General features: G+C 40.8%; 16 protein-coding genes. 10 read left to right on the top strand and 6 right to left on the bottom strand.

What is annotated here, in order from left to right; genetic code table 11:
- Positions 1-24 precede the first annotated feature (24 nt).
- From N8O80_RS00665 to yjbM, 3 genes are read right to left on the bottom strand one after another with little or no spacing between them, the layout of a single operon-like run.
- Positions 25-921 (bottom strand): RluA family pseudouridine synthase, encoded by an 897-nt coding sequence (locus tag N8O80_RS00665; protein WP_261026256.1) that lies wholly within the window; start codon positions 919-921, stop codon positions 25-27.
- The gene (locus N8O80_RS00660; RefSeq protein ID WP_000799056.1) at positions 918-1,736 is read right to left on the bottom strand and encodes an NAD kinase; all 819 of its coding nucleotides are present in this window, start codon (positions 1,734-1,736) and stop codon (positions 918-920) included. Before N8O80_RS00660 ends, N8O80_RS00665 begins: the two co-directional genes overlap by 4 nt.
- A complete protein-coding gene (yjbM, locus tag N8O80_RS00655) occupies positions 1,720-2,391 on the bottom strand; it encodes a GTP diphosphokinase (protein ID WP_049551859.1) in 672 nt (223 codons plus the stop codon). Before yjbM ends, N8O80_RS00660 begins: the two co-directional genes overlap by 17 nt.
- 128 nt (positions 2,392-2,519) lie before the next feature.
- Between yjbM and N8O80_RS00650 the strand changes: the two genes are divergently transcribed.
- The 7 genes from N8O80_RS00650 (at position 2,520) to N8O80_RS00620 (ending at position 7,291) form a co-directional block, all read left to right on the top strand.
- Positions 2,520-3,089 (top strand): CYTH domain-containing protein, encoded by a 570-nt coding sequence (locus N8O80_RS00650; RefSeq protein WP_049551860.1) that lies wholly within the window; start codon positions 2,520-2,522, stop codon positions 3,087-3,089.
- Between the two features lie 111 nt (positions 3,090-3,200).
- Positions 3,201-4,160, top strand: a complete 960-nt coding sequence (locus N8O80_RS00645; RefSeq protein ID WP_001283818.1) for a ribose-phosphate diphosphokinase — start codon at positions 3,201-3,203, stop codon at positions 4,158-4,160.
- 9 nt (positions 4,161-4,169) lie between these two features.
- Positions 4,170-5,285, top strand: coding sequence for a cysteine desulfurase family protein (locus N8O80_RS00640; protein WP_261026251.1), 1,116 nt, complete (start codon positions 4,170-4,172; stop codon positions 5,283-5,285).
- Between the two features lie 4 nt (positions 5,286-5,289).
- The gene (locus N8O80_RS00635; RefSeq protein ID WP_000863540.1) at positions 5,290-5,637 is read left to right on the top strand and encodes a DUF1831 domain-containing protein; all 348 of its coding nucleotides are present in this window, start codon (positions 5,290-5,292) and stop codon (positions 5,635-5,637) included.
- Between the two features lie 7 nt (positions 5,638-5,644).
- Positions 5,645-5,860 carry a DUF4649 family protein gene (locus N8O80_RS00630; protein WP_000462491.1) on the top strand — a complete coding sequence of 72 codons (216 nt, stop codon included), beginning with the start codon at positions 5,645-5,647 and terminating at the stop codon, positions 5,858-5,860.
- 82 nt (positions 5,861-5,942) lie between these two features.
- The gene (locus N8O80_RS00625) at positions 5,943-6,584 is read left to right on the top strand and encodes a redox-sensing transcriptional repressor Rex (RefSeq protein ID WP_000653417.1); all 642 of its coding nucleotides are present in this window, start codon (positions 5,943-5,945) and stop codon (positions 6,582-6,584) included.
- A 17-nt stretch (positions 6,585-6,601) separates the two neighbouring features.
- Positions 6,602-7,291: a gamma-glutamyl-gamma-aminobutyrate hydrolase family protein gene (locus N8O80_RS00620; RefSeq protein WP_261026249.1), complete on the top strand. Its 690-nt coding sequence runs from the start codon at positions 6,602-6,604 to the stop codon at positions 7,289-7,291.
- Here N8O80_RS00620 and radC read toward each other — a convergent pair.
- From radC to N8O80_RS00605, 3 genes are all read right to left on the bottom strand, one after another.
- On the bottom strand, positions 7,288-7,968 hold the full coding sequence (gene radC, locus N8O80_RS00615) for a RadC family protein (RefSeq protein ID WP_261026245.1): 681 nt from the start codon (positions 7,966-7,968) through the stop codon (positions 7,288-7,290). The genes N8O80_RS00620 and radC overlap by 4 nt on opposite strands.
- Before the next feature lie 42 nt (positions 7,969-8,010).
- Positions 8,011-10,302 carry a DNA helicase PcrA gene (gene pcrA, locus N8O80_RS00610; protein WP_261026243.1) on the bottom strand — a complete coding sequence of 764 codons (2,292 nt, stop codon included), beginning with the start codon at positions 10,300-10,302 and terminating at the stop codon, positions 8,011-8,013.
- Between the two features lie 202 nt (positions 10,303-10,504).
- Positions 10,505-12,175 (bottom strand): formate--tetrahydrofolate ligase, encoded by a 1,671-nt coding sequence (locus N8O80_RS00605; protein ID WP_261026240.1) that lies wholly within the window; start codon positions 12,173-12,175, stop codon positions 10,505-10,507.
- Between the two features lie 225 nt (positions 12,176-12,400).
- Between N8O80_RS00605 and coaB the strand changes: the two genes are divergently transcribed.
- From coaB to N8O80_RS00590, 3 genes are read left to right on the top strand one after another with little or no spacing between them, the layout of a single operon-like run.
- On the top strand, positions 12,401-13,090 hold the full coding sequence (gene coaB, locus N8O80_RS00600; RefSeq protein ID WP_261026237.1) for a phosphopantothenate--cysteine ligase: 690 nt from the start codon (positions 12,401-12,403) through the stop codon (positions 13,088-13,090).
- 11 nt (positions 13,091-13,101) lie between these two features.
- Complete coding sequence (coaC, locus tag N8O80_RS00595; protein WP_261026234.1) at positions 13,102-13,653, top strand: phosphopantothenoylcysteine decarboxylase; 552 nt, start codon at positions 13,102-13,104, stop codon at positions 13,651-13,653.
- On the top strand, positions 13,637-14,200 hold the full coding sequence (locus N8O80_RS00590) for an ECF transporter S component (RefSeq protein ID WP_000747411.1): 564 nt from the start codon (positions 13,637-13,639) through the stop codon (positions 14,198-14,200). Before coaC ends, N8O80_RS00590 begins: the two co-directional genes overlap by 17 nt.
- Positions 14,201-14,373 lie beyond the last annotated feature (173 nt).

The following is a 14,373-nucleotide window of genomic DNA, read 5'->3' as shown; positions in this document are numbered from 1 at the left end:
AATAATTATACTCTGAAATAGTTTTTATAGAGTATTAGTTGATAACTGAGTAATAAGGTTACTAAAATCATCCGGCAAGGGACTTTCTAACTGCAAGTCTTGCTCTAAAAATGGATGATAAAAGGATAGATAATGGCAATGCAAGGCTTGACGCTGAATTCCATCATCTAGACTACCACCGTACAAGTCATCTCCCAACAAAGGAAAACCAATATGAGAAAAATGGACTCGGATTTGGTGGGTTCGCCCAGTGTGCAGGCGAATATCGACCAAGTGAATATTTCCATAAGAAGCTACAATCTTGTAAGAAGTATGGGCATACTTTCCGCCTTTAGCCACTCGTCTGGTAATAATGGAGTCTTCATCACGCGCAATCGGAGCAATGATTTCCCCCTCCGGCTCCAAGTGTCCATCACCTTTAATCAAAGCAAAGTAGCGTTTTTCAATGGACTTTTTCTGCAACTGCTTGTCTAATCGTGCATGGGCATAGCCGTGCTTAGCAAAGAGCATCAAGCCAGAAGTGTCACGATCAAGTCTAGTCACAATGTGAACCTGCTGATTTTCATAGTTTTTCTTGACGTAGTAACCCTTGATAAAATTGGCGATAGTATTGGAGTGGTTGACACTAGGAATAGAAGCCACTCCATATGGTTTATTCAAGACTAGAAAATGGTCATCCTCATAGAAAATATCCAGTGGGCGCTCGATAGCTTCAAGAGTTTCAAAGCCTTCCTCAGCAGGAATATCAATAATAACTTTGTCTCCAATATCCAATAGATACGTTGCATTTTGCGGTTGGTCATTGACCAGAATAGCTCCACCTCGAAACTTAATCTTGGCCAGAAGTCCCTTAGAAACCTCGTGCTTTTTCAAGAAGGTCTTAACCTTGACATGTTCATCTGCGATAAATTCAAACCTCATTCGTCCACCTCGCCGATGAAAGCATCTTTAACACGATTCCAGAAACTGGTGTGGCTCGGCGACGCTACAAAGTGAATCTTATGATGGTCTATTTGATACTCAATTCGCTCAATATTGCGGAAAGAATAAACGCTATTGTCAACCGAAATGGTATGGTAATCGTTTCTTGTTGGAATAAGTTCAATCTTATCCTTCTTAGGAACAATAATGGACGAACCCAGCGTTCGATAAACACGATTGTTAAGGCTAGCAATTTCCGTTAATTGCAAAGCTTCAATGGTAGGGTGTAAAACAGCTCCGCCAAGTGATTTGTTATAGGCTGTACTACCAGTCGGTGTCGAAACTGTTAGCCCATCTCCACGAAAACGTTCAAAGTGGACACCGTTAATCACAACATCCGCCACCATGGTTCGATCAGACCTGCGGATACTGGCTTCATTTAGTGCTCTAAAAATCTTCACTTCACCATTTTCAAGAAAGACCTTCACATTCAGAACAGGGTAAGAGACTCTTGCTCCGGTATCTAGCTGCAAATTAGTCACTAGTTTGTCCAACTCAAAATCACGGTAGTCTGTATAGAAGCCCAAATGTCCAGTGTGAACACCAATGAAGCGGACCTTATCAAGTTGGTTTTCGTACTTATGAAAGGCCGACAAGAGCATACCATCCCCACCAATGGAGATGACAATGTCCGGATTGGTATCATTGAGTATAAACTGATTTCTCTTCAAACGATCTCGCAATTCATACAAAACCCTTTGACTCTGCGGTTTTCTATTGGCTATCAGGTCAATTCGTTTACCTGTATTCTTCATCTGTATCGTCACTGTTTCCTACACCGTCATTTAATTTTCTACTCAAAGGATCAAAAAGAGCCTGAGCTTCCTGAATATCATCTCGAATTTTACCCATTTCTTCATCCAACTGATGGGCAATTTTGGCGGTAATTTCCAGTCTCTTTTTAATTTCCTCTGGGAAATCCCCTTGGTACTTGTAGTTGAGAGAATGTTCTATTGTTGCCCAGAAATTCATGGCCAAGGTACGAATCTGAATTTCCGCCAAAATGGTCTTGGCTCCATTGATGGTATCAACCGTATATTCTACTACCACATGATAGGAACGATAGCCTGAGGATTTTCGATGAGTAATGTAATCTCGCTCCTGTATGATTCGCATGTCCTGACGTTTGCGCAAAATTTCCACTACTTCCTTGACGTCATCTACAAACTGAACCATCACACGCAAGCCAGCAATATCCTGCAAATCGTGCTCTAAGGTCGCATAAGTAATGCCACGACGAGCCATTTTTTCCTTAATGCTTTCAATTGGCTTGACTCGACCAGTCACAAACTCAATCGGAGAATGCTTATTTTGTTTACGATATTGCTTACGAATACCACGAAGTTTAATTTTCAACTCACCAACAGCTTGAATGTAAGGATCTAGAAATTCTTCCCATTCTAAGGTCATATATTCTCCCTTGTTCTCATATTATCCTTCAAAAATATCTTTGATTTTTTCTCCAGATTCATATACAATAAATACAATGCTTATTATACCATAAATCCGCTTTCAACGATAAAGAAAAGGTAAGAAAATTGAAACATTTAGAAATTGAATTGAAAACACTCTTGAAAAAAGATGAATACAATCGTCTAAAAGACCAGTTCACAGGTGTCACTCCTGTTCTTCAAAAAAATTACTACATAGACACACCTGATTTTGAACTGCGAGAAAAGAAAGTTGCTATGCGCATTCGAACCTTTGAAGACTGGGCAGAATTGACACTCAAAGTCCCGCAAAGTGTTGGAAACATGGAATACAATCAAACATTGCAACTAAAAGATGCTGAAAACTATCTGAGCAAGAAAGAACTTCCTCAAGGGCTAGTACTGGATGAATTGGCGAAACATGATATTAAAACTTGTGAATGGCAGATTCTTGGTTGTCTAACAACTCTTCGCTATGAAATGCAAACAGCTATTGGTCTCATGGCGCTGGATAAAAGTCAGTACTTTGATATTACAGATTACGAATTAGAGCTTGAAGTTGAGAATCACGAGCAAGGCAAACAGGATTTCCAACAATTTTTAGAGGATAATCAGATTTCCTACCAAAAAGCTCCTTCAAAATTGGTTCGATTTGTCAAAAGCATGAAAAATAGCTGAAATAATCTCTATTTTTTGGTAAAATAGAAAAGATAAAATACAAAAATCCCTGTTCATATAGGCTAGGCAGATATGACTAGGATTTAAAAAGTTTACAGAGGACGGTCTATAATGTCAGATAGAAAAAACATGAAACTTTTCGCACTCAACTCTAACCAAGAGATTGCACAGAAAATTGCTCAAGCTGTTGGTGTCCCACTTGGAAAACTATCATCACGTCAATTTTCAGACGGAGAAATCCAAGTGAATATTGAAGAAAGTGTCCGTGGTTATGATGTGTACATCATCCAATCAACAAGTTTCCCTGTTAACAACCACCTAATGGAATTGTTAATCATGGTCGACGCTTGTGTGCGCGCTAGTGCCCACAGTATCAACGTAGTCCTTCCATATTTTGGCTATGCACGTCAAGACCGCATTGCTTCACCACGTGAGCCACTTACAGCGAAACTAGTTGCCAATATGCTGGTTAAGGCTGGTGTTGATCGTATCCTTACACTTGATTTACATGCCGTTCAAGTTCAAGGATTCTTTGATATCCCTGTTGATAACCTCTTCACAGTGCCCCTATTTGCAAAACATTATTGCGATAAGGGCTTACTTGGTTCAGATGTTGTTGTTGTTAGCCCTAAGAATTCAGGTGTGAAACGCGCTCGTAGCTTGGCTGAATACCTTGATGCTCCTATCGCCATTATCGACTACCCACAAGACGATGCAACTCGCAACGAAGGTTATATCATAGGTGATGTTGAAGGTAAGAAAGCTATCTTGATTGACGATATTTTAAATACAGGACGTACTTTCTCTGAAGCTGCTAAAATCGTTGAACGTGAAGGGGCTACAGAAATTTATGCTGTTTCTAGCCACGGCCTCTTCGTCGAAGGAGCTGCTGAACTTCTTGACAATACTAATATTAAAGAAATTCTTGTGACTGATTCAGTAGCAACAAAAGAAAAAACTCCTAAAAACGTATGCTACATCACTGCTAGTGAGTTAATTGGTGATGCTATCGTCCGTATTCACGAAAGAAAACCAGTCAGCCCACTCTTTGCTTACAACAAAAAGAAATAAGGTGATTCTTTGATTTATTTGGACAATGCTGCAACGACTCCTATGTCAGCAGTTGCTATTTCAGCTATGACCAAGGTGATGCAAGAAACTCATGGCAATCCTTCTAGTATTCACGATCATGGTCGTCAAGCTGGCAAACTCTTGCGAGAAGCCCGTCAGGAACTAGCTCAATTACTAGGAACAAAACCTCAACATATATTTTTCACTTCTGGCGGGACTGAAGGCAACAATACTGCTATCATTGGTTACTGCCTTCGTCACCAAGAGCAAGGAAAACATATCATCACAACTGCCATTGAGCACCATGCCGTTCTTGAAACCATTGATTACTTGGTTCAACACTTTGGGTTTGAAGCAACCATTATCCATCCGGAAAATCAAGAAATCACAGCCCAACAAATTCAGAAAGCTTTACGTGACGATACGATTTTGGTTTCTACCATGTTTGCCAATAATGAGACAGGAAACCTACTGCCCATTGCTGAAATTGGCCAAATACTCAAGCAACACCCAGCCGCCTATCATGTCGATGCAGTTCAAGCTATTGGAAAAATCCCTATTCACCCAGAAGAACTGGGCATTGATTTTCTCACTGCTTCGGCCCACAAATTCCATGGTCCTAAGGGAATCGGCTTTCTCTACGCATCTAGCATGGACTTTGATTCCTATCTCCATGGCGGAGACCAAGAACAGAAAAAACGTGCAGGGACTGAAAATTTGGCTGCCATCGTAGGCATGGTTGCAGCCCTAAAAGAAGACCTAGAAAAACAAGAAGAACATTTTCAACATGTACAAAATCTAGAAACTGCCTTTCTGGCAGAGCTAGAAGGATTTCAGTATTACCTGAATAGAGGAGAACACCATCTCCCTTATGTTCTCAATATTGGATTTCCTGGCCAGAAAAATGACCTCTTACTCCTTCGTCTAGATTTAGCTGGAATTTCTATCTCTACTGGTTCAGCCTGCACTGCTGGTATTGTCCAATCGAGCCATGTTCTTGAAGCTATGTATGGGGCAAATTCAGAACGCTTAAAGGAATCCGTTCGTATCAGTTTGACGCCACAAAATACTGTTGAAGACCTACATACCCTCGCAAAAACCTTAAAAGAAATTATCGGAGGTTAGCCATATGGCATTTGAAAAAACCATTCAGTTAAAAAATTGTCGTTACGACTACACTCTTAGCCCTTCTGTTAAAAAATTCACCCTTAAGGACAACACCTTTTTTGAGACTAAGGTTGGTAACTATGAATTGACTCGCCTTTTGGAAAAAGTTCCGAACAGCGGTGAGGGATTCCAACTCAAAATCATCATTAACAAGGAACTTACAGGTGCTAAAATCAATATCACTGACAAGTTTGGGCTACGCCTAGTTGATATTTTCAAATCAGAAGACCACCACATTCATCAGGAAAAATTCTATTTCCTCATGGATAGCTTAGTAGAACGTGGTGTCTTTACAAAATCGGAAAGATAGAACCAAAATGTTTGAATTGACCTATAAGGATAGCTATCATGTAGAGCGAACTCTCAAGTATGAGGATTACGAGGCTCTCATGCTGGCTCTGTCAGGATGTGTAACCCTACCAGATACACTTTATGTAACTTCTTTGACCTTTAAAGGGCAGGAAGTTTACCAAGGACTGGTCGGAGACCTCTACCGTTTTCTATCACATGCAGATTTTTTACATCAAAACTAAGATTTTTCTTAGTTTTTTCTTATTTTTGTTGATTTTTTCACAATGTTTCTATAAAATAGAAGAATAGAAAGGTTGTGATTTTGTGAAAGATAAACAGTCTGCTATTCCAAAAGCTACAGCGAAAAGACTCTCTCTCTACTATCGAATTTTTAAGAGATTTCATGCAGAAAAGATTGAACGTGCCAACTCTAAGCAAATTGCAGAGGCCATTGGAATTGATTCAGCGACCGTACGTCGTGATTTTTCCTATTTTGGTGAACTAGGTCGGCGTGGATTTGGCTATGATGTCAAAAAACTCATGACGTTTTTTGCCGATTTGCTCAATGATAACTCCATCACCAATGTCATGCTTGTGGGTATTGGAAATATGGGCCATGCTCTTCTCCACTACCGCTTCCACGAGCGTAACAAGATGAAGATTATCATGGCCTTTGACCTAGATGACCATCCTGAAGTCGGTACCCAAACTCCTGACGGGATTCCCATTTACGGGATTTCTCAAATCAAGGATAAAATCAAGGATGCTGATGTCAAGACTGCTATCCTGACCGTTCCCAGCGTCAAGTCACAAGAGGTTGCCAATCTCTTAGTGGATGCTGGCGTGAAAGGAATTCTCAGTTTTTCACCAGTCCATCTTCATTTACCAAAAGACGTGGTCGTTCAGTATGTCGATTTGACAAGTGAACTCCAAACCCTCCTCTACTTCATGCGAAAAGAGGATTAGAAAGCGAAAATCATTTTATGAAAAAACCAGTTATAGGGATTACAGGAAACGAAAAAACTCATCCAGATGATGACATCATGATGAGCTACGTAGCAAAAGGCTTTGTTGAAGGCGTTAAAGAAGCTGGAGGAATTCCCATCATCCTACCGATTGGTGATCAAGAAATGGCCTGCCACTATATCAGTATGATTGACAAGCTTATCTTGACAGGTGGGCAAAATGTTGATCCAAAATTCTATGGTGAACCAAAAACCATCGATAGCGATGACTACCACCTTCAAAGGGATATCTTTGAACTGGCCCTCATCAAGGAAGCTATTAAACAGAAAAAGCCAATTTTTTCTGTCTGCCGTGGGACTCAACTCTTTAACGTTGCCATGGGTGGAACTTTGTATCAAGATATCGAAGACCATTGGCAGGATTGTTCTGCCGAATACACAACTCAACGCTTGGTAACAGAACCTGATACTGTTCTTCGAGAAATCTATGGAGAAATTTCTCATATCAACTCCTTCCACCACCAGAGTATCAAGGATTTAGCACCAAATTTAAAGATTGTAGCTCATGATCCTAAAGATGGTATCATTGAAGCTGTCATGAGTACGGATGATGTTGCCTTTCTCGGTGTCCAATGGCACCCAGAATTTCTATTTGAAAATCGTCCCAAAGATAAAAACCTCTTTGACTATGTCGTTAATGAACTTTAGATTAAATCTGTTTTTTCACGATAACTAAAGTAACTAGAATGTGATACAATCAAATGGTCCAAGAGGACAATCCCCATCAGGTCACAAGCATCTTTGACAAGTTTTGTAACATGATCATCATTTCGGCTAGGCGCTACCGCTCCTGAAGGATGGTTGTGAACCAAGATGAGAGAAGTCGCCATATGCTTGATAGCATAGTGAAGAATCTCTCGCGGCTCAGCAATACTACGAGTTGCAGAACCGATAAAAATGGTCTGTTGATGGATGATTTGATTTTGAGTATTGAGATAGAGCGCCACCAGGTGCTCTTGTTTTTTATGTCCCAACTCCTGCTGCATCTTCTTGGCCAACTTTTGACTGCTGAGAATACTTTCCATCTCAATAGTCTCATGTTTATGAATACGATGCCCCAGTTCAATCATAGCTTGTAATTCTATAGCCTTAACACGCCCGATACCAGACAGACTCTGCAATTCCTGCAGGGTCATTTTTTTCAAATCTGTTAGGCTTGAAAGATTGCTCAAGACTTTCTGGGCAATTTCAAAAACGCTAGCCTGACGTGTTCCTGTCCTGAGTAAAATAGCTAGCAACTCTTGATTACTGAGCGCTTCAACTCCTTCCTTGGCCAGTCTTTCTCTTGGTAATAGTGAATCTTCTTGAAATGAAATACTGTACATAAAAATCCTCCTCACTTTATTATTCGTGAGAAGGATGGAAAATTATATTTTTTTCTCAATTGGGGCTACACTAGCTAAAAGTTTTTTCAAACCTACTTCTGGGAAATTGATTTTTAATTCTTGAGTAGCTCCGTTACCTGAAACTTCCAGAACAGTTCCCTCTCCCCATTTTTTGTGGAGGGCAATGTCACCAATGGACCAATTTGTCTCACTAGACGCTGATTTTGTGCCAGCTGTAAATGGACCAAATGGAAGACCGCTTGACTGGATAGATTTTGGGGCAGAACTACGTTTACGGTCTTGAAGAGCTTGGGCCAGACTCATACCTTGGCCAAAGGCAAGGCCACCACTGCTATAAGATGCTTTAAAACTTGTATTTGCTGGACGAGCCAGACCTTGATACTCAAGTAAGTCTGAGCTAATTTCGTTAATAAAACGAGTCGGACGGTTGTAGTTGGTACGACCAAAAAGCAGACGCGAATTGGCATTGGTCAGATAGAGGATTTTCTCTGCACGCGTAATTCCTACATAGGCTAGACGGCGCTCTTCTTCTAATTCATCTGGATCCTCAGCTGCGCGACTAAGCGGGAAGACATTTTCTTCCATCCCAATCAAAAAGACAACTGGAAATTCGAGACCTTTGGCAGCGTGTAGGGTCATAAGGGTCACTTCTGATGTCTCCTGACTACCTGAATCTGTATCAGCAATCAAGGCCAGGTCATTTAAGAAACGACTTAGTTTGTCCAAACCAGTTTCTTCTTCTGGCCCATCAGAGGTGTCATCAAAGTTTTTCGTCACAGAAAGGAACTCTTCAATATTTTCAACCCTAGCCTTGCTTTCTAAAGTCGCTTGAGCATTTAGAATATCGACGTAACCTGTTTTTTCTAGGACGGTCTCAACCAACTCTGTAATATTTAATTGATCTAGCTGCTCTCGTAAATCTAGAATCATATTGGCAAAATCCCAGATAGACTGGGCTGCTTTACCCTTGATACCAGATAACATGATGTTGGCTGAAGCATCCAGCATAGACATGTCCTGCATATTGGCAAAATCACGGATTTTCTCAACAGTGCCTGGGCCAATTCCACGTTTCGGCTCATTGATAATACGCTCAAAACTGATATTGTCACTCAAATTGGCAATGAGGTTGAGGTAAGCGATAATGTCACGAATTTCCTTACGGCTGTAGAACTTTGTTCCACCAACCATAGTATAAGGAATATTTGACTTGAGCAATGCTTCCTCAATAGTACGGGACTGGGCATTAGTACGATAAAGAACTGCAAAATCCTTGTGAAGGAAGTTTTGGTTGCGACCCAGTTCATCGATAGTTCTGGCGACAAATACAGCCTCATCTAGCTCATCATTGGCACGATAGTAAACGATTTGTTCCCCATCAGAGTTTTGAGTCCAGAGATTCTTAGGACGGCGATTTTTATTGTTTTTAATGACCTCGTTGGCCGCTTGGAGAATAGTTTTAGTGGAACGGTAATTCTCCTCCAACAAAACAACCTTAGCTTGGGGATAATCTTTCTCAAAATCCAAAATATTCTGCATATCAGCACCTCGCCAACCGTAGATAGACTGGTCCGCATCCCCAACCACACAGATATTTTTAAAACGGGAAGCCAAGAGTTTGACCAGTTGGTACTGAGCGTGGTTGGTATCTTGGTACTCATCAACATGGATGTACTGAAATTTCTGCTGGTAGTAGGTCAAGACATCAGGATTCTGATCAAAGAGACGCAGGGTCAGCATAATCAAATCATCAAAGTCAACCGACTCCGACTGACGAAGCTCTTTTTGATAAGCAGTATAACACTGGGCCACGATTTGCGTATACATATCTCCAGCTTGGGCAGCATAAGCCACATCATCAATCAAGTCATTCTTAGCATTGGAAATGGTTCCCAAAATAGTTCGTTCATTCCATTTTTTCGGATCCAAGTTCAACTGCTTGAGAATACGTTTCATGAGCGTTCGCTGTTCACCAGGATCGACAATTGTAAAATTACGATTGTAGCCAATATGGTCTGCATCGCGACGCAAAATACGCACACACATGGAGTGGAAGGTCGCAATCAGACAGTCCTGAGTGGCTGGATTGAGGCTATAAGCACGCTCTTTCATCTCACGCGCAGCCTTGTTGGTAAAGGTAATGGCCAAGATATTCCACGGATTGACCAGCTTTTCATCAATCAGATAAGCGATACGGTGGGTCAAAACACGGGTCTTTCCAGAGCCAGCCCCTGCCATGATTAACAAGGGACCTTCTGTTGTTTGCACTGCCTCAACCTGACGGTCATTCATTCCATTTAATAATGCGTTCATCTTCTCTTCCTTACTCTTGAAGTCAATGTTTCTATTATATCAGAAATCAGGGAAAATAGAAACTTTACAGAGAACACTTTGATAAGCCAAATTTTCATCAGTGCTTACAAAACATGTATTTTTCAAATGAGGTTGAGGTTATTCTTTGACAGGAAAAAGAGCTTGGATAGCATTTCCAAACTCTTTTAATATCATCTAAATCTTAGAACAAGCCTAGAACGGTTCCGTCACTTTCAACATCCATGTTGAGAGCTGCAGGTCGTTTTGGAAGTCCTGGCATGGTCATGACATCACCAGTAAGGGCAACGATAAAGCCAGCCCCCAATTTTGGTACCAATTCACGAATGGTAATTTCAAAGTTCTCTGGCGCTCCAAGTGCATTTGGATTGTCTGAGAAACTGTATTGAGTTTTCGCCATACAGATTGGCAATTTATCCCAACCATTCTGAACAATCTGAGCGATTTGCGTTTGAGCTTTCTTTTCAAAGTTGACTTTTGTCCCGCGATAGATTTCAGTAACAATCTTTTCGATCTTCTCTTGGACAGAAAGGTCGTTGTCATAAAGGCGAGTATAGTTGGATGGATTTTCAGCAATAGTCTGAACAACCGTTTCGGCAAGCGCTACTCCACCTTCTGCACCATCAGCCCAAACACTAGCCAGCTCAACTGGAACATCAATTGAGGCACAGAGTTCTTTCAAGGCTGCAATTTCAGCTTCTGTATCAGATACAAATTCGTTAATCGCAACAACTGCTGGAATACCGAACTTACGGATGTTCTCAACATGGCGTTTCAAGTTGGCAAAACCGGCACGAACTGCCTCCACATTTTCCTCTGTAAGAGCATCTTTAGACACGCCACCATTCATCTTAAGGGCACGAAGGGTTGCGACAATAACAACTGCATCTGGAGAAGTTGGCAAGTTTGGTGTCTTGATATCAAGGAATTTCTCAGCACCAAGGTCTGCACCAAAACCAGCTTCAGTAACTGTGTAATCAGCCAAGTGAAGGGCTGTTGTAGTTGCTAAGACAGAGTTACATCCATGAGCAATATTGGCAAATGGACCACCATGTACAAAGGCAGGTGTTCCGTAAATTGTCTGAACCAAGTTTGGCTTAATCGCATCCTTCAAAATCAAAGCCAAGGCACCTTCTACCTGTAAATCACCCACAGAAACTGGTGTACGATCGTAACGATAACCGATAACGATATTGGCCAAACGGCGTTTCAAGTCCTCGATGTCCGTAGCCAAGCAAAGAATTGCCATGATTTCGGAAGCAACGGTAATGTCAAAGCCATCCTCACGTGGGATACCATTTAAAGGACCACCAAGCCCAACTGTAACATGACGAAGGGCACGATCATTCAAGTCCACAACACGTTTCCAAAGGATACGACGTTGGTCAATTCCCAACTCATTCCCTTGGTGCAAGTGGTTGTCAATCAAGGCAGAAAGAGCATTGTTGGCAGTCGTAATGGCATGCATGTCTCCAGTGAAGTGAAGGTTGATGTCTTCCATTGGTAACACTTGAGCATAACCACCACCAGCGGCACCGCCCTTAATCCCCATTACTGGACCAAGAGATGGTTCGCGAATAGCAATCATGGTTTTCTTGCCAATCTTATTCAAGGCATCCGCAAGACCAATGGTAATGGTTGATTTTCCTTCACCTGCAGGTGTTGGGTTGATGGCAGTAACCAAAATCAATTTCCCAACTGGATTGCTCTCAACTGCACGAATTTTATCAAAGCTGAGCTTAGCCTTGTACTTTCCGTACAACTCCAAATCGTCGTAAGAAATACCAAGTTTCTCTACAACATCAACGATTGGCTTCAGCTCAATACTCTGTGCGATTTCAATATCTGTTTTCATTCAAAACTCCTCTAACCTCTTATATGATAATTCATTATAACACAAAACAAGATTTTTAACATCCTAAAACTCTCTAAACGTTCGTAAATATCACTATTTTTAAGGTTTTTAGAGTCCTTTCTTAAATTTTATATGGCTTTATAGTTTGAAACTATATTCTTTCCTTTTACCAAAAATTTATCACTTTCATTTTACTTACCGTTTATTTTTGTGTACAATAGTGCTATGAAAATTTTAGTTACATCGGGCGGTACCAGTGAAGCTATCGATAGCGTCCGCTCTATCACTAACCATTCTACAGGTCGCCTGGGCAAAATCATCACAGAAACTTTGCTTGCTGCAGGGCATGAAGTTTGTTTAATTACTACAAAACGAGCTTTGAAGCCAGAAGCCCATCCCAACCTAAATATTCGAGAAATTAACAATACCAAGGACCTTCTACTAGAAATGCAAGAACGTGTTCAGGATTATCAGATCTTGATTCACTCAATGGCGGTGTCCGATTACACTCCTGTCTATATGACAGGGTTTGAGGAAGTTCAATCTAGTTCCAATTTGGAAGAATTTTTAAGCAAGCAAAATCATCAAGCTAAGATTTCTTCAACTGACGAGGTTCAGGTTTTGTTCCTAAAAAAGACACCCAAAATCATCTCTCTAGTCAAGGAATGGAATCCTGCTATTCATCTGATTGGTTTCAAACTGCTGGTTGATGTCTCTGAGGATTATCTCATCGAGATTGCCAGAAAAAGTCTTATCAAGAACCAAGCAGACTTGATTATCGCAAATGACCTGACTCAAATCTCAGCAAACCAGCATCGTGCAATCTTTGTTGAGAAAAATCAGCTTCAAACAGTCCAGACTAAAGAAGAAATTGCAGAACTCCTCCTTGAAAAAATTCAAGCCTATCATTCATAGAAAGGAAAGCTATGGCACATATTCTCTTGGCTGTAACAGGGTCTATCGCCTCTTACAAGTCGGCAGATTTAGTCAGTTCTCTAAAAAAACAAGGTCATCAAGTCACTGTCTTAATGACTCAAGCTGCTACAGAGTTTATCCAACCTTTGACACTACAGGTACTCTCACAGAATCCTGTTCACTTGGATGTCATGAAGGAACCCTATCCAAATCAAGTCAATCATATTGAACTTGGAAAAGAAACGGATCTATTTATCGTAGTACCTGCAACTGCTAACACTATTGCAAAACTAGCCCACGGCTTTGCGGACAATATGGTAACCAGTACAGCTCTAGCCTTGCCAAGTCATATTCCCAAACTCATCGCACCAGCTATGAATACAAAAATGTATGACCATCCAGCAACTCAGGCTAATCTGAAAACATTAAAAACCTACGGCTATCAGCTGATTGCTCCTAAGGAATCCCTACTAGCTTGTGGAGACCATGGACGAGGAGCTTTAGCCGACCTCACAATTATTTTAGAAAGAATAAAGGAAACTCTCGATGAAAAAACGCTCTAATATTGCACCCATTGCTATCTTTTTTGCAACCATGCTCGTGATACACTTTCTGAGCTCACTTATCTTTAACCTTTTTCCATTCCCAATCAAACCGACCATCGTTCATATTCCTGTCATTATTGCCAGCATTATCTACGGTCCACGCGTTGGTGTTACACTTGGATTTTTGATGGGGCTACTTAGTTTGACGGTTAACACAATTACAATTCTACCGACAAGCTACCTCTTCTCTCCCTTCGTACCAAATGGGAACATCTACTCAGCTATCATTGCCATCGTCCCACGTATTTTGATTGGTTTAACTCCTTATCTAGTCTATAAACTGATGAAAAATAAAACTGGTCTGATTCTAGCTGGTGCCCTTGGTTCGCTAACCAACACAATCTTTGTACTTGGTGGAATTTTCTACCTTTTTGGAAATGTTTTTGATGGTAATATCCAAAAACTCCTAGCAACTGTTATCTCAACAAATTCGATTGCCGAATTAGTCATTTCCGCAGTTCTAACCCTAGCCATTGTTCCAAGACTACAGACTTTGAAAAAATAAAAACAATCTCCACTTTCAAACCTGAAGGTGGAGATTTTGCTTTATATCGTTACTATTATTAGTGAAATCTTTACCAATATTTATACTCAATGAAAATCAAAGAGCAAACTAGGAAGCAAGCTGCAGGTTGGTTAAAACACGGTTTTGAGGTTATGGATTGAAGCTGATGTGGT

It is taken from the genome of Streptococcus mitis, from assembly GCF_946190155.1.
GTDB classification, from domain to species: domain Bacteria; phylum Bacillota; class Bacilli; order Lactobacillales; family Streptococcaceae; genus Streptococcus; species Streptococcus mitis_CL.
Note: the sequence above shows the minus strand (reverse complement) of the source record. Positions and strands in the feature narration are given on the sequence as shown.

Coding starts and splice junctions, on each gene's coding strand:
- N8O80_RS00665 (WP_261026256.1), bottom strand. CDS start 921: ATGAGGTTTGAATTTATCGCAGATGAACATGTCAAGGTTAAGACCTTC.
- N8O80_RS00660 (WP_000799056.1), bottom strand. CDS start 1,736: ATGAAGAATACAGGTAAACGAATTGACCTGATAGCCAATAGAAAACCG.
- yjbM (WP_049551859.1), bottom strand. CDS start 2,391: ATGACCTTAGAATGGGAAGAATTTCTAGATCCTTACATTCAAGCTGTT.
- N8O80_RS00645 (WP_001283818.1), top strand. CDS start 3,201: ATGTCAGATAGAAAAAACATGAAACTTTTCGCACTCAACTCTAACCAA.
- N8O80_RS00635 (WP_000863540.1), top strand. CDS start 5,290: ATGGCATTTGAAAAAACCATTCAGTTAAAAAATTGTCGTTACGACTAC.
- N8O80_RS00630 (WP_000462491.1), top strand. CDS start 5,645: ATGTTTGAATTGACCTATAAGGATAGCTATCATGTAGAGCGAACTCTC.
- N8O80_RS00620 (WP_261026249.1), top strand. CDS start 6,602: ATGAAAAAACCAGTTATAGGGATTACAGGAAACGAAAAAACTCATCCA.
- radC (WP_261026245.1), bottom strand. CDS start 7,968: ATGTACAGTATTTCATTTCAAGAAGATTCACTATTACCAAGAGAAAGA.
- pcrA (WP_261026243.1), bottom strand. CDS start 10,302: ATGAACGCATTATTAAATGGAATGAATGACCGTCAGGTTGAGGCAGTG.
- N8O80_RS00605 (WP_261026240.1), bottom strand. CDS start 12,175: ATGAAAACAGATATTGAAATCGCACAGAGTATTGAGCTGAAGCCAATC.
- coaB (WP_261026237.1), top strand. CDS start 12,401: ATGAAAATTTTAGTTACATCGGGCGGTACCAGTGAAGCTATCGATAGC.
- coaC (WP_261026234.1), top strand. CDS start 13,102: ATGGCACATATTCTCTTGGCTGTAACAGGGTCTATCGCCTCTTACAAG.
- N8O80_RS00590 (WP_000747411.1), top strand. CDS start 13,637: ATGAAAAAACGCTCTAATATTGCACCCATTGCTATCTTTTTTGCAACC.